A 14,241-nucleotide genomic window follows, 5' to 3' on the forward strand; every position below is an offset into this window, starting at 1 on the left:
TCGACCGATACGACTGCTTTTTTAATGTTTAGAACTAAACTTTTCAAATTAGTTTGCTAGTGCTTCAACGATTGCTTCGTTAAATGCTGGAATATCATCAGGATTTCGGCTAGTAATCAAGCCTCGATCAATTACCACTGGCTCATCCTTCACGACGGCACCAGCATATTCGATATCTGGACGTACCGTATCATAAGCTGTCATTGTCCGTCCTTCAGTTAAACCTGTTTGAATAAATAGTTGTGGACCGTGACAAATTGCAAATAACGGTTGATCATTTTTTAAAAAGTAAGAAACAAAATCAACGAATCGTTGATCTGCTCGTAATTGATCCGGTGAAAATCCCCCTGGTATCAATAGCGCATCGAAGTCTTCAGGAGAAACATCTGCAATACTTTGTTCGACTGTGAATTCTGCGCCTTTTTTTCCTTTGATTGTTTGATTTCCTTCAAACCCAATCAAAGTCACTGTATGTCCAGCCTTTTCTAGTGCTTCTTTCGGTGACGTTAGTTCCACATCTTCAACTAAATCTGTAACGATTGCTGCAACTTTTTTTGCCATTTGTTCTCTTCCTTTCTTATCGCTTAATTCAAGCCTAAAGGAATTTATTCAAGTGTGCAAATCATCTGTTTGGACTAAAGAGCGGTTTTTGTCTCCGTCCATCTTGTTGCTTTTAGTCATTCATCGATGTGATAAACCGGATAACAACCAACCAAATGCGTAGGATAGCCTTGCTCTTTTAGCACTTCCATCAGCTCATTCACCTTGTCGATCTTGTCATCGATAGCAACATCGATAACAAAAAAGTATTCGCCTAACCGCGTTTTTTGTGGGCGTGATTCGATTTTTGTTAAATTCACTTGATTATTAGCAAAGACCGAAAGAACTTGATAAAGCGCCCCAGGTTTATTTTCTGGCAAATCCACAAAGAATGTCGCTTTATGACTGTTTTTTTGTAATTTTGCATCAACAGGCGCGGCACTTAGAACCCAAAAACGGGTCTCATTAGTTGCAATGGACTGGATATCTGATTGCACGATGGTCAACCCAAATTCGTTTGCAGCTTCTTTGGAGCCGATCGCACCTAGACATTCTTCTGGATGGGTTGCTACTTGCCGGGCTCCTTGGGCAGTGGAACCTACTTGTTCAATCTCGACCTTTGGAAAATTTGCCCGTAGAAAAAGTTGTGATTGGGCTAATGCTTGCGGATGACTACAAATCTTTGTGATATTTCGCCAGTTGGCTTGTTGGGTCGGATGGACCATCAATTGTTGTCGGATCGGCAGAACGATTTCTCCTTGAATAGAAGGTAATGTCTCATACACATGAACAAGTGTTGGCAAAACAGAACCTTCAATCGTATTTTCGATCGGCACCATTGCATAAGTAATCTCTTTTTCTAATTGTGCCTCGATCAAATCAATCAAGGAATCATAAGAAAGAAAAGTACCTTGTTTGAAATAACGTGTGGCTGCACTATAAGTAAAGGAACCTTTAGGACCTAGATACCCAATTTTCATCATTATTTTCTACCCACTTTATGATTTCTGTGATAATTTCGTCTGGCAATTTCTTAGACGTATCTATCGTGATTTTTGCTAAACTTTTGTATATTTTTTCCCGTTCCCACATGATCTCACGTAGTTTTGTGTCACTATTCTTTAACGCTAACGGTCGAATATTTGTTTGATCTTGTCGTATCCGTTCGATCAAGATATCGGCTTCTCCTTTTAAATAAATGACTTGTTGCTGTTTTAATAGTTCCTGATTTTCTTTCTGTAAGACAACCCCGCCACCAGTAGCGATCACTGCCTTTTTTTGTAAAATTGTTTTTAAAAGAGCGGTTTCGTGGTCGCGAAACGCGGCTTCTCCGAAGGTAGCAAAGTATTGCTCAATGGAACAGCCTAATTGTTGAACTAAATAGTCATCCATATCGATGACTGGTTGATCCAATCGAGCCGCTAATTTTTTACTGATCGTCGTCTTACCAGCGCCCATAAAACCGATCAATACAAGTGACGTCATGATGGGTCCTCCTGAACCAATTTGGCTAGATCCGTAAAAAATTCAGGATATGAAATATTGACTGCTTCAGGATTGAGTAGTTCGACAGGTTCTGCGGTTAGTAAAGCGGCGATTTGTAACATCATCCCAATTCGATGGTCCCCATGGCTATCCACTGTCGCTCCATGTAAAGATGTTGGTCCGTGAATAATCAAACCATCTTCTGTCGGTTCAATGTTCGCACCCATTTTCGTTAATTCTTCCGCAGTTGCATCAATCCGATTCGTTTCTTTGACTTTTAATTCCTGAGCATCACGAATGATGGTTGTGCCTGTTGCTTGAGTAGCAGCTAATGCAATGATTGGTAACTCATCAATCAAGCGTGGGATGATTTCTCCCTGGATCTCACAAGCATGGAGTTGCGCAGAACGGACAATCAAATCTGCTGCTTGATTTTGCTCATCCAGCTGTCTTTCTTCAATATTAGCACCCATTTGCATCAACACATCGAGAATCCCTGTCCGTGTCGGATTGATTCCTACTTGTTTTAAGAGGACTTCACTGTTTGCTAAAATACTTGCTGCGACGAGATAAAACGCAGCCGAAGAAATATCCCCTGGGACAGTGACTTCTTGTCCGATCAACTGCTGTGGTCCAGTGACTATAATTTCTTTTCCTTCCACTTGGATCTTCCCACCGAATTGTTTGATCATCTCTTCGGTATGGTTCCTTGACTGTTCTTTCTCGATGATTTTAGTGGTCCCTTCGGCTTGTAAAGCTGCAAAAAGGATAGCAGACTTCACTTGCGCACTAGCAATGGGCATGTGATACTCGATCCCGTGCAATGTATTTCCAGTTACTTTTAGTGGAGGAAATTCAGCTTCGGCCGTTCCTTGTAAATCAGCACCCATCTCACGCAATGGCTTCATCACACGTTCCATCGGACGGCGATTCAAAGAAGCATCCCCTGCAATCTCAGAAGTAAATGGACAGCCTGCTAAAATTCCTAATACTAAGCGCATCGTTGTGCCAGAATTTCCTGCATCTAGCCTAGAAGATGGTGCTGTTAATCCTTCAAATCCTTTTCCTTCAATCATGATTTGTTCATTTTTTTCGGTAATACGTACCCCTAATTGCTTAAAAACTGCAATCGTACTTAAACAATCTTCAGCTTTTAAAAAATTGTTGACGATCGTAGTTCCTTTGCTGATCGCACCAAACATGATGCTGCGATGGGAAATCGATTTATCAGCAGGAATCACTAATTCTCCATTGATCCCATTTTTAGCTGTCAATAGTTTCATGACTTCAACTCCTTATCCAACAATGAAATTTTTCGGCTTCGATCAGCTTCTGTCCTTTAAGTAAATCCGCTTGATTTTTAAAAGACAACTCTAACACACCAAAAATATCTTCTCTTGTTTCTTGGATGCTCAAATTAATAATGGAAAGATTTGCCTGACTTAGTACGTTAGTAACTTTTGCGACAGCACCAGCGATATCGGGAATATCGACATATAAATCATAAAAAGCTGGAATCGCTCCTTGTTTTTTCCGGGGCAACTGATCCCGTGTTTGTTTTGCCTGCACAAAGAACTCTTGAATTGCCGATTGGTTTTGATCAATCAGTTCCTGTTTTAACGTTTCCATTGCGCCTTGCCAGTCTTCCATCAACTGAATCATCATTTCTTGGTTCGTCATTAAAATATCCGTCCACATTTGGGGATCTGATGAAGCAATCCGTGTAATATCCCGGAATCCGCCAGCGGCTAATTGTGAGGCACGTGGATATTTTTGATTCAGCTGCTCACTGATTTGTACTAATCCTGAAGCGACAATATGTGGCAAATGACTTAGCACCCCAACGATCTCATCGTGATCTTTGGCAGTTAAGCGAACAAACTTTGCTCGAGTAGGACGTAGTAAAGCGATCAGTTCTTCTGTACGTTCACTTTGACAGTCATCCGTTACGATATAATACGCTTCTTCAAATAAATACGGATTGCCTGCTTTTACTCCTGATTTATGTGAACCAGCCATCGGATGCCCACCAATAAAATCAAATGGGAGTTGCTTCGCTAGCGCCATTATCGTCGCTTTCGTACTTCCGGTATCACTTACTAATACTGTTTCTTTCAAGGGAAGTGTCGCCAATCAGTTGAGATACTCCAAGCTAACTTGAACTGGAACGGCAAGGATAATCACATCCATTTGACTAGCTGCCTCGATCCCTGTGACAACCTGATCGACTAACTGTGTTTTTTCCGCTATTTCTCTTGTTTCTTCTGAATGATCCCAGCCATAAAGGGTAATTGCTGACCCTTTGATCGCTCGGCATAAGGAAGCGCCAATCAGACCCAATCCTATGACAAACACCTTTTTTTTCATCGCTACCTCCGATTAGAATTCTTTGGTCATTTGGCGGTGATTTGCAACGGCTTTTTTTAATTCTTGCATATTATCTGCTGGAAAATGCTCAAGTATCTCGCGAACAAGAGTGGTCGCAATCACATGCTCTGCGACGACTGAAGCTGCTGGAACTGCCGTACTATCGGAACGTTCCACACTAGCTTTATAAGGTTCTTTAGTATCGATGTTCACGCTCATGAGAGGTTTATATAAAGTAGGAATTGGTTTCATCACGCCCCGAACAATAATCTGTTCTCCGTTGGTCATTCCACCTTCAAAGCCACCTAAATGATTACTTGCTCGGTGATAGCCGCTTTCGTCCCAAGTGATTTCATCCATCACCTGTGATCCTGGTAACGAAGCAGCTTCAAACCCAATTCCAAATTCGACTCCCTTAAAAGCATTGATGCTTAACATCGCTTGAGCTAACTTACCGTCTAATTTTTTATCCCACTGTACATAGCTCCCTAACCCTGCTGGCACATTTTCGACCCGAACTTCCACTACACCTCCCAAAGTGTCTCCTGCTTTTTTAGTAGCATCGATCAAGGCTTTTACTTCCTCTTCAATCATTAGATCTACCATGTTCACTTCGGAGATAGTCGTCTTTTCTTTGATTTCTGTCACGGTCAAATTCTCTGGCACATTCGCTTTGATTCCTCCAAGGATCGCTACATGACTAGCAATCTCTATATCTAAAGCAGCTAAAATCTGTTTTGCTAGTGCCCCGATTGCTACTCGCATCGTCGTTTCTCTTGCGGAAGAACGCTCTAATACATTTCTAAGATCATGGTGTTGATACTTCATACCACCAACTAAATCGGCATGACCTGGTCTTGGTTTAGCCACTCGTCGTAGATTTTCTTCTTTTTCAGAAACTGGAGTAACTGACATCACCGTTTGCCAGTTCTTCCAATCTTTGTTCGTGACAGTCATTGTGATCGGTGAGCCTAATGTTTTGCCGTGACGAATACCCGATGTGATTGTCACTTGATCTTTTTCAATCTTCATGCGCCCACCTCGACCATAACCACCTTGTCGTCTAGCTAATTCTTGATTGATTGCCTCAATCGATAAGGTTAAGCCTGCTGGAACTCCTTCAATAATCGCTGTCAAATTAGGCCCATGTGATTCTCCTGCTGTTAAGTAACGCATTTACTCACCTTCTTCTAAATAATTTTTGATTGCTTCGATTGGGATCGATTGGATTTTTGCCTGACCGATTTTTTCTAATAAAATAATTTTCAACTGTTTTCCCCGGGCTTTTTTATCATGAGTGATCGCCTGGAACAACGCCTGTTCATCCCATGGTTCGTAAGAAATGGGCAACTGATACTTTTGGATCATCTTGATAAGTTGTTGCGTCGTTCCTTCAGGTGTTTCTTTCCTTTTTTCAGCATTCCGACTGATTTGTACCATGCCGATCGCCACTGCTTCTCCATGACTAATCTGTCCATATCCTGCTGTTTGCTCGATAGCGTGTCCGATCGTGTGACCAAAGTTGAGGAACAAACGACTGCCTTGATCAAATTGATCTTCTTCTACCACTTCTTTTTTTACACGTAAAGCTTTTTCGATCACTAGCTCGCTATGTGCTACTAAATCAGCTACATCAATAAAACGAGCTAACTCTCTCCAAAGACTTTCATCCTTGATCGCACCACACTTGATGATTTCTGCAATTCCTTCTTGGATCCTTTTTACTGGTAATGTCGTCAGCGTTTCTGGATCAATCAACACACCGTCTGGCTGTGCAAATGTGCCAATCATATTTTTAGCGTTTGGTGCATTGACTGCTGTTTTGCCACCTATGCTTGAGTCTACTTGTGCCAATAAGGAGGTAGGAATCTGTACAAAAGAAATTCCTCTCATGTAAGTTGATGCCACAAAACCAGCTAAATCGCCTACAACACCGCCACCTAGAGCAATAATGCCATCACTTCTCGTCAATTGTTCAGTGGCTAGAAAATCATATAATTTAGCAGCCATCGACAGTGATTTACTTTCTTCGCCAGCCGGAATAACATAATTCACAACCTCATACCGATCGGCTAATTGTTGTTGTATCTTTTGACCATAAAGCGGAAAGACATTTTCATCACTAATGATCGCAATTTTCTTTTCTTGCCATAAACCGGAAAGCCAATCTGCGACTTGATCTAGTGCGTTTCGCTGGATGATGATCTCATAGCTTTTTTCGGGTAAGACAACTTCTAACATCCGTGTTTCTCCTCTCTATAAAGCGTTTATTTTCTTCATCGCTTCTACTAAGATGTCCACTTCATTCATCATTTTCAGGTAGTTTTTCTCATTCAATGACTGCTGTCCATCAGACCAAGCATGAATCGGATCAGGATGGATCTCTACAATCATTCCATCTGCCCCACTAGCAACACCTGCTCGTGCCATTGGTGTCACTAAGTCCCAGACACCCGTTCCATGACTTGGGTCAACGATGATCGGGAAATGACTTAATTTTTTGATCAGTGGTACGGCACTTAGATCGAATGTATTTCTAGTAGCTGTTTCGTAAGTGCGGATTCCGCGTTCAATGAAGATGATGTTTGAATTGTTTTGAACTGCAATGTATTCAGCGGCATTTAACCACTCTTCGATCGTACCTGAGATGCCACGTTTTAAGCCAATTGGTTTTCCTGTTCGTCCTACAGCTTCTAATAAACGGAAATTTTGCATATTTCGTGCGCCGATTTGAATGATATCTGCGTATTCACTGACCACATCGATATGCGCTTCATCCATCACTTCGGTAATCACTTTCAAGTCATAATGATCCGCAGCTTTACGCATCATTTTCAACCCTTCTTCACCTAATCCTTGGAAAGCGTATGGTGACGTTCTTGGTTTGTAGGCACCACCACGTAAGATTTTAGCACCACCAGCCTTAGCCATTCGTGCTGTCTCCATGATTTGCTCTTCCCCTTCGACAGAACAAGGACCAGCCATTGTCACAAAACTCCCATCACCGATTTTCACTCCAGCTACATCAACGATCGTATCTTGAGGATGAAATTCTCGTGACGTCAATTTGTACGTATTGGTAATCGGTACGGCACGTTCTACGATATCGTAGCGTTCAAACGGAACATCCCGAATTACCTTTGGATCTCCTAAAAGCCCTAAGACAAAACGATCTTTACCATGGTTGATCTGTACATCTAGCCCTTCTTCTTTAATACGTTCAATCACTTGTGTTAACTCACTTTCTTGGATACCTGGTTTAATGATTAGAATCATACAATAACTCCCTTTGTTTTTTATTTTGTGTTTCGCTTCATCGATTTCCTCGCTGTTTGATTGGATTACATAAATTCTTGCAAATCAATCGTTACTTTGCTTATACCTTGTTTGAATGCGTTTAGTTCCCCCTTTATGTAACAAAAAAAGCCCACCGTAGAAAATCCATCTACAGTGAGCCCCTGAATCAATCAAATAAAAAAGCCACTATAGATTTTTCATCTATGCGGCGAGCAAGTCATCTCAAACATCCTTAGCCATCATAGATACAAACAAACGCTGATGTTTGCACCCATAATCGTATGAATACAAACTTATCTAAAATAGCTAAAGTAATAATTATTCAGTTGTGAACTATGTGTGATTTTCATAATAATCGCTCCAAACTGATATAAGATTGAGTTTAAGTATAGAGATGTTTTTGAAAGAAGTCAAACAATTTCTTGAATAAAATGATCAAAGGGTATGAAAAAAGGGCTTTTACCTGATAAAAACTCCAATTTACCCACTAAATAGTCGCAGGAGAATGCTGAAAATACCATAGAAAAGTATCAACAGCATGTCCGGCTTCTACTTCTATAATCAAACGAGCCCAAAAGTGAGCTGAAATTGTTCTTTATTTTGAAATTTGCCCGCTCTTACAATCGTTTTTGTCCGTCTAACTTTTGGATCTCAGTAATATCTTGCGTGACTTCTAAGCACCCAAGATAATCACCTGTCTCATTTTTTAAAGCAAAGTAGCGAATATAAATTTTCCGTCCTCTCATATCAATCCAAAATTCTGCTGAATCCCTTGTTCCTGTACGGAAATCGTCAAGTATTTGTTGGACAAGATGCATGCTTTTTGGTGGATGACAGTTGACGACTTCACGACCAATGACAGAAGTAGTTCTTGGAAAGACCCGTTTCTTTCCTTCTGAGAAGAAACGAACCCGATCCTCATGATCAACAAATGTCAAATCCACAGGCAACACTTGAAACAAGGCAACTAATTGCTCCAACTGTAACGCTCCTGTCGGAAATTGCACAACTAAATCAGTCATAGGTGCTGTTTCGTCTTGAACTGCCTCTGACGTAAACTCTTCGATCCCAAGACCAGCAGCAATACCATCGGTCGTTTCTTTAGCTTTTTTAATGGCTAATTGACGAGCTGGTTCCCGTTCGCTTTCTTTTTCGAGTGATTCTTGGCTTGGCTTCCATGGAAGTGGTTCAGGGATAAACGCAAAACCGATATCAAAGCTGTCATGAGCGATTTGTTCCCAATCTTTAAGGCTAAACACATCTAAGGTCATGGGTACCATGATCTCCTCTTCCTTAAAAATCATCTCTTCAACTTCTGTTTTTACTGCTTCCCATTTTTCGGATAGCGGATTATAAGCCGCTTTGTCTGTAGCTAAATAAGCATTCAGCGCTTTGATCATTTCACGGATATCATCATCTACACCCCACATCACTTTAGGTGGGGCTGAGATTCCGTATTTTTCCATATAAGAAAAGATCAACGTTTCTTTTCGTGCATAATGCTTGTCGATCTGCAATAAATCAGTCAAAGCGTGTTGCAATCGTTCCTTTTGTGACCAATCTCCTTTAGCCATTTTTGCCAATAACCCGTCAATTTCATCCGTCAGTAACGACTGCAACACTTGGTTTTCTAACTTTAAGGTATGGATCGGGTGTCCTGGTTGTGCGTGTTCATAATTGGAATGATGGATCTCATTGATCGCTCCTTTAAAAACAGCTGCATGGATATTACATAACTTTTGGATTTCTGACGGATCAAGACCGCTTTGAATCAATGCTTTTTCCGCAGCAGTGATTTCTGTAACATCGACTCCCTCAAATTCTTCATTGAACAATCGTTTTGCTTCTTCAAAAGAACCACCTTTATGTAAAAGTGACAGGATTTCAACAATCCGTTCTTGTCGTTGATTCGTGGGTTTCATTTTACCAATCCTTTCACAATAAATCCTGATGTTTCAAAAGCAGTAACAATTTGTTCTAAAGGAATTTTTTTCATTTGAGCCCCTTTAGGAATCGTCATATAGCGACCAGCAGTTTGCAACATCCCAGGTTGGTTGATGGCATTAAATCCTAGCTCTGACATGATTTGTTTGACTTCTGGATATTCAGTAACTAATTCAAATAATGTTTTGGAAAAATCGATTTCTCTCATTTTACTTCCTCCTTCATTGAGAATCGTTCTCATTCGATCGGATTCATTATAAACGATTTTGTGCACTTTTACACGATAATTTCAAAGCAAATCTTTTTTACCATTCTAACGATGAGTATACCTAGGCTCATTCTTTTTTTGAGAGTAAAACTTATTAATGACTTTCTGATCAGCAAAAAATAAAATAACATTTTTTATTAAACGAGGAGGTCATCTAGCAATTTTTTCTTTCAATCTAATTTTGCTCCAGATACTACCTATTTCTCTAAACGATAAAAAGACAAATGTCTTCTTTTCTATTATTTTTTTACCCATTCCATCACGTTTTTTCGTTGACACAAAACGCGAACATGTGTTCTAATCAATAGGAAGAGGTGGCGAATATGATTCGAAATCAAAATCCAGTCTTTGATTACACAAAAGAACCTTCGAGAGATATTCTTTGCATCGATTGTAAGTCGTTTTATGCTTCTGTTGAGTGTGCCGAACGTCATTTAGATCCTCTAACAACCAAACTCGTCGTCATGTCCTATCCGTCAGGGAAAACCGATGAACGAGGTAGTGGCTTGATCTTAGCTGCTAGTCCAGCTGCAAAAAAAGCCTATCATATTACAAATATCAGTCGAGCAAGGGATTTACCCTTTCCCTATCCCGACGATCTTTATATGGTCCCTCCACGAATGGCTTACTACATGAAAAAAAATACCGAAATAAATGCTATTTATAAAAAGTACGTGGATGAAGAGAATCACCATGTCTATTCTGTTGATGAAAGCTTTCTTGATGTCACCAACAGCTTGAAACTTTTTAAAGTCAAAAGTGCTTGGGAATTAGCTGAAATCATCTACCGGGATGTCTACCAACAAACAGGAATCCATACAACTATTGGGATTGGTGATAACCCACTACTAGCTAAGTTAGCGTTGGATAACGGTTCTAAAGGAAAAGAGCGAATGGCCGAATGGCGCTATGCAGATGTAGCAGACAATGTTTGGCGTATTCCTTCTCTCACCGATTTTTGGGGAATTGGTCATCAGACAGCGAAACGGCTCAAACGACTGGGGATTCATTCTGTTTATGATTTAGCTCATGCGGATTATTACCAATTAAAAGAAAAATTCGGAGTGATTGGCACCCAGCTTTTTGCCCATGCTTGGGGAATTGATCGAAGTTTTTTAGGAGAAGACTATACCCCCAAATCAAAAAGTATTGGGAATAGTCAAATTTTGAATCGTGATTATACAAGGCGTGAAGAACTTGAAATCGTTCTTAAAGAAATGGCTGATCAAGTCGGAACTCGTCTGCGGCGTGAACATGCGAAAGCGCAAGTTGTTAGCTTGTGGATGGGCTACTCTTTAGGTTATCGAGATCGTCTAGGGAAAACTGGATTTCATCAACAACTAAAAGTGGAGCCGACAAATTCTAGTCATGAACTCAGTCTCATTTTATTGAATCTTTTTCGTAAACATTACCAGCATCAAGACATTCGCAGTGTCGGTGTCAACTGCTCCAAACTAATTTACACAGACAGTCTGCAATTGAATCTATTTGCAGATCCCGATGAACAAGTCAACGATGCCAAAATCGATTTTGTCGTTGATCGTATTCGCCAAAAATATGGGTTCAGTGCAATTGTCCATGCCCATAGCTTATTAGAAGGTGGCCGTGCGATCGCAAGGAGTTCACTCGTTGGCGGACACGCTGGTGGTCATGCCGGTATTGAAGGTGAGGGCTATGCGTCGAACAAAAAAAGAATTTCTCGACTACAATGAATACCGAGATCGCCCATTCGGATTAAAATGGGGCACCGCATTCGCTATGGAAGAGCTAGTCACTGGGATCAAAAAAAATGAAGCGTGGGCAGTGAAAGAGATTCGTCCGTTGGAACAAATGTCTCGAGAAGAAATGGATAGTGTTTTATTAGAGGCTTTTCTTTACCATAAAAAAGTAAGTCTGCAATTAAATACCAAAGATGAATTTGGCCGCTACTTAGATAGCATCGAGGGTTTCTTTACTGGTGAAGCTTATCACGACTATTTTATCCTTGAAGAACAGACCGTTCACTGGTGTGACGTCCGACATGTTCAAATAAAACAGGAAGATAAGTGGTTTGATGTTTCCTATTTTCCCCAGTCAGTCACACAACATGAAACGTTAAGTAACCGAAGTCTTAACGAAGAGATCGTTCCGATCAAAGATGAATTTTACCAAAGTTTTCCTGAAGAAGAGTAGCGTTTTGTCATTGATCAGCATAAAATGCCTATTTCATTAAACTAGAAAGAAGTGATTTTTTGAAAACAGTCCATCAACATTTTGAAACGATCGCTATCACTGCGTTTATTGCCAAACAAGAAATCATTGTCCGCTGTAAGGATAACAACACTTATCGAGGATTTGTCCAACGAGACATGACAGAAAAAGGATTTTCCTTAGATGAGCAATTGATTCATTGGGTGGACATCGTTGAAATCCAATTGACCGATCAATACTTTCACTTTTGGGAAGATATTTTACATCTAAAGGAACCGACATCCTAACAAAGCCATATAATTGGAACACCTAATCCTATTATATGGAACGCATGGACTCCCCCCAAAAAACGTACAAGTCTTCTCGTAAGCGATAAACCTTTGATTATACGGATAAACTGCTCGTCCGTTTCATACTACAGCAAAAAATCTCAAAACCGCAAAAATGGTTTTGAGATTTTTTGCTTATGTCTAGGATGAATCAGTGAATCATTACTTAACGATCCAACTGTCTTTTTTTCAGTTGACAATGTAAAGTAACTGACTGCTTTTTCAATTTAGATATTTTTCGATCAAGTACGCTGGCGTACAGCTCCACGCATGGCAATAACTACTGATGATCGGGCTGCCATAAGGAGAAAAATCTGGTTCTTCTGGTTTAAAAGCTTCCCAAAAAGTGTCTGCTCCCAGCTGAATCATTTTGCCCCAATAGTTTTTCATTAACTGGATAGCTTCTTCTTGAAGTCCAGCTACAAATAACGCTTCGACTACATGATGATACATATAAGGTGTAGCAATCCCTGTGATCGGAAAATGATGAGCAATCATCGTCTCCAAAATTTCTCGATTCATTGGTTGATCAAAGACCTCTGCTAAAACCATCCAAACTTGACTCGCCACATTGATTTCTCCGGTTGTTTCAATAATAAACTGCTTTTGTTCTTCATCAAATAATTGTTGCTTCGCAAACGCAATCAGTTTCTCTGTTGTTTCTTGGTAATGACTCAGTTGTGGATCTTTCATTTGTTCTGCCAACTGGTTGAATCGTTTCATCGCATAGATCAACACTGCTTGCCCTGCTGTACTCTTTTCAAACTCATTCGACCAGTCAATAAATACTGGCCACTCTTCTAACAAATTCAGGCGTCCCTCTTCATCGACACATGTCAGTGCTAGTTCCATCTGCTTTTTCGCTACTGGATATAAATCCTGCAAGACAACTGAATCTTTCGTCTGATGGTAAAAATCAGCTAAGATCACTGCAAAAAACAAACTATAGTCGAATAAAAACGTATCATCTGGCGTCAATTGCGGGGCTGTGAAAACATTGGCTGGAATCTTCCCTTCACTGGTCGTCATCCCACCAAATAAATAAAGACAACGTTTCGTTAAAGCTAAATCACCGAAAGTCGCATAATTCGCTAACGCTTGTAAACGTAAATCACCAATCCATAATCGGCGATCTCGTTTGGGCCCATCTTCAAAGACTTCTTGCATGCAATCAAATAATGTTTTAACAGAAACTTGGTAGATGGAAGCAAGTTCTTCATCAGCGATCACAGGCTTTGGTAATTGGTCGAGTGACACACAACTTTCTGCGATAAAAAGCGGATCAGAAAAACTAGCTTGCCACTTGGGTGAAGTATCTAACACCTTTAGCTCAATATAACGACAGCTATATCTTCTTGGTAATTCTAAACGTGCCGGTAAAACATCTAGATGGATAAATTCTTCTTGAATCCAAGACTTTGACAACCAACCATCATATGCACTAGAATCTGCCGCAAGTTCAGCGGGTACTTCTGCAAATTTCAGTTGTAAATATAAGGGCGCATCCATTGGCGAACCAACCGAGTCAATGGACAGACTAAAATGCCCAACATAATGATCCCCTAAATCTAAGATAATCGCTTCATCCCTTTTTAAAGTATAATCAGCTAGTTGTGTGATTTCTTTGTCACTGTTAATTGCTGAATACCCATTCAAACCATGTGGGTCTTCAACGACTTCAGTGATTGCTACTGGTTCGATCTTCGTTTTCAGGAGATTTGGTACATGTTGTTGTGCTTTGGTTAACAGTGCCTCGTCCTTTTCCCAACGCACATCTTGATTGATTTGAAAAGTAAATGCCATTTTGCTTTCTCCTCTTCT

Annotated in this window: 13 protein-coding genes and 1 pseudogene; 3 read left to right on the forward strand and 11 right to left on the reverse strand. The window is 40.3% G+C overall.

Annotation, left to right across the window (positions count from 1 at the left end):
- Window positions 1-48: 48 nt before the first annotated feature.
- The 10 genes and pseudogenes from EHR_RS02680 to EHR_RS02730 form a co-directional block, all read right to left on the reverse strand.
- A complete protein-coding gene (locus EHR_RS02680; RefSeq protein ID WP_010738518.1) occupies window positions 49-561 on the reverse strand; it encodes a type 1 glutamine amidotransferase domain-containing protein in 513 nt (170 codons plus the stop codon).
- A gap of 116 nt (window positions 562-677) precedes the next feature.
- On the reverse strand, window positions 678-1,523 hold the full coding sequence (pheA, locus tag EHR_RS02685) for a prephenate dehydratase (protein ID WP_010738519.1): 846 nt from the start codon (window positions 1,521-1,523) through the stop codon (window positions 678-680).
- The gene (locus EHR_RS02690) at window positions 1,495-2,025 is read right to left on the reverse strand and encodes a shikimate kinase (RefSeq protein WP_010738520.1); all 531 of its coding nucleotides are present in this window, start codon (window positions 2,023-2,025) and stop codon (window positions 1,495-1,497) included. Before EHR_RS02690 ends, pheA begins: the two co-directional genes overlap by 29 nt.
- Window positions 2,022-3,308, reverse strand: coding sequence for a 3-phosphoshikimate 1-carboxyvinyltransferase (aroA, locus tag EHR_RS02695; RefSeq protein WP_010738521.1), 1,287 nt, complete (start codon window positions 3,306-3,308; stop codon window positions 2,022-2,024). The genes EHR_RS02690 and aroA overlap by 4 nt, the downstream gene beginning before the upstream one ends.
- A gap of 4 nt (window positions 3,309-3,312) precedes the next feature.
- Window positions 3,313-4,392: pseudogene (locus EHR_RS02700) on the reverse strand (prephenate dehydrogenase).
- A gap of 12 nt (window positions 4,393-4,404) precedes the next feature.
- Window positions 4,405-5,568 carry a chorismate synthase gene (gene aroC / locus EHR_RS02710; protein WP_010720178.1) on the reverse strand — a complete coding sequence of 388 codons (1,164 nt, stop codon included), beginning with the start codon at window positions 5,566-5,568 and terminating at the stop codon, window positions 4,405-4,407.
- On the reverse strand, window positions 5,569-6,633 hold the full coding sequence (aroB, locus tag EHR_RS02715; protein WP_010738524.1) for a 3-dehydroquinate synthase: 1,065 nt from the start codon (window positions 6,631-6,633) through the stop codon (window positions 5,569-5,571). It lies immediately after the preceding gene.
- A gap of 15 nt (window positions 6,634-6,648) precedes the next feature.
- Window positions 6,649-7,668 (reverse strand): 3-deoxy-7-phosphoheptulonate synthase, encoded by a 1,020-nt coding sequence (gene aroF / locus EHR_RS02720; RefSeq protein WP_010738525.1) that lies wholly within the window; start codon window positions 7,666-7,668, stop codon window positions 6,649-6,651.
- A 638-nt stretch (window positions 7,669-8,306) separates the two neighbouring features.
- Complete coding sequence (locus EHR_RS02725) at window positions 8,307-9,611, reverse strand: DUF438 domain-containing protein (RefSeq protein WP_010738526.1); 1,305 nt, start codon at window positions 9,609-9,611, stop codon at window positions 8,307-8,309.
- Entirely contained in the window at window positions 9,608-9,841 is a 234-nt protein-coding gene (locus EHR_RS02730) for a DUF1858 domain-containing protein (RefSeq protein WP_010738527.1), read from the reverse strand. The genes EHR_RS02725 and EHR_RS02730 overlap by 4 nt, the downstream gene beginning before the upstream one ends.
- Window positions 9,842-10,224: 383 nt before the next feature.
- Here EHR_RS02730 and EHR_RS02735 point away from each other — a divergent pair, with 383 nt between their 5' ends.
- The 3 genes from EHR_RS02735 to EHR_RS02745 are packed head-to-tail and all read left to right on the forward strand — an operon-like array spanning window position 10,225 to window position 12,378.
- A complete protein-coding gene (locus EHR_RS02735) occupies window positions 10,225-11,613 on the forward strand; it encodes a Y-family DNA polymerase (protein WP_010738528.1) in 1,389 nt (462 codons plus the stop codon).
- Complete coding sequence (locus EHR_RS02740) at window positions 11,576-12,073, forward strand: hypothetical protein (protein WP_010738529.1); 498 nt, start codon at window positions 11,576-11,578, stop codon at window positions 12,071-12,073. Before EHR_RS02735 ends, EHR_RS02740 begins: the two co-directional genes overlap by 38 nt.
- A 59-nt stretch (window positions 12,074-12,132) precedes the next feature.
- Complete coding sequence (locus EHR_RS02745) at window positions 12,133-12,378, forward strand: hypothetical protein (protein WP_010720185.1); 246 nt, start codon at window positions 12,133-12,135, stop codon at window positions 12,376-12,378.
- Window positions 12,379-12,642: 264 nt separating this feature from the next.
- On the opposite strand, the gene EHR_RS02750 is transcribed toward EHR_RS02745, so the two are convergent.
- A complete protein-coding gene (locus tag EHR_RS02750) occupies window positions 12,643-14,223 on the reverse strand; it encodes an alpha-L-rhamnosidase-related protein (protein WP_010738530.1) in 1,581 nt (526 codons plus the stop codon).
- Window positions 14,224-14,241: the final 18 nt, after the last annotated feature.

The organism is Enterococcus hirae ATCC 9790, assembly GCF_000271405.2.
Lineage (GTDB): Bacteria > Bacillota > Bacilli > Lactobacillales > Enterococcaceae > Enterococcus_B > Enterococcus_B hirae.

Bases quoted from the DNA above. Each gene is read 5' to 3' on its own strand.
- EHR_RS02680 (WP_010738518.1), bottom strand. From the start codon at position 561: ATGGCAAAAAAAGTTGCAGCAATCGTTACAGATTTAGTTGAAGATGTG.
- pheA (WP_010738519.1), bottom strand. From the start codon at position 1,523: ATGATGAAAATTGGGTATCTAGGTCCTAAAGGTTCCTTTACTTATAGT.
- EHR_RS02690 (WP_010738520.1), bottom strand. From the start codon at position 2,025: ATGACGTCACTTGTATTGATCGGTTTTATGGGCGCTGGTAAGACGACG.
- aroA (WP_010738521.1), bottom strand. From the start codon at position 3,308: ATGAAACTATTGACAGCTAAAAATGGGATCAATGGAGAATTAGTGATT.
- aroC (WP_010720178.1), bottom strand. From the start codon at position 5,568: ATGCGTTACTTAACAGCAGGAGAATCACATGGGCCTAATTTGACAGCG.
- aroB (WP_010738524.1), bottom strand. From the start codon at position 6,633: ATGTTAGAAGTTGTCTTACCCGAAAAAAGCTATGAGATCATCATCCAG.
- aroF (WP_010738525.1), bottom strand. From the start codon at position 7,668: ATGATTCTAATCATTAAACCAGGTATCCAAGAAAGTGAGTTAACACAA.
- EHR_RS02725 (WP_010738526.1), bottom strand. From the start codon at position 9,611: ATGAAACCCACGAATCAACGACAAGAACGGATTGTTGAAATCCTGTCA.
- EHR_RS02730 (WP_010738527.1), bottom strand. From the start codon at position 9,841: ATGAGAGAAATCGATTTTTCCAAAACATTATTTGAATTAGTTACTGAA.
- EHR_RS02735 (WP_010738528.1), top strand. From the start codon at position 10,225: ATGATTCGAAATCAAAATCCAGTCTTTGATTACACAAAAGAACCTTCG.
- EHR_RS02740 (WP_010738529.1), top strand. From the start codon at position 11,576: ATGCGTCGAACAAAAAAAGAATTTCTCGACTACAATGAATACCGAGAT.
- EHR_RS02750 (WP_010738530.1), bottom strand. From the start codon at position 14,223: ATGGCATTTACTTTTCAAATCAATCAAGATGTGCGTTGGGAAAAGGAC.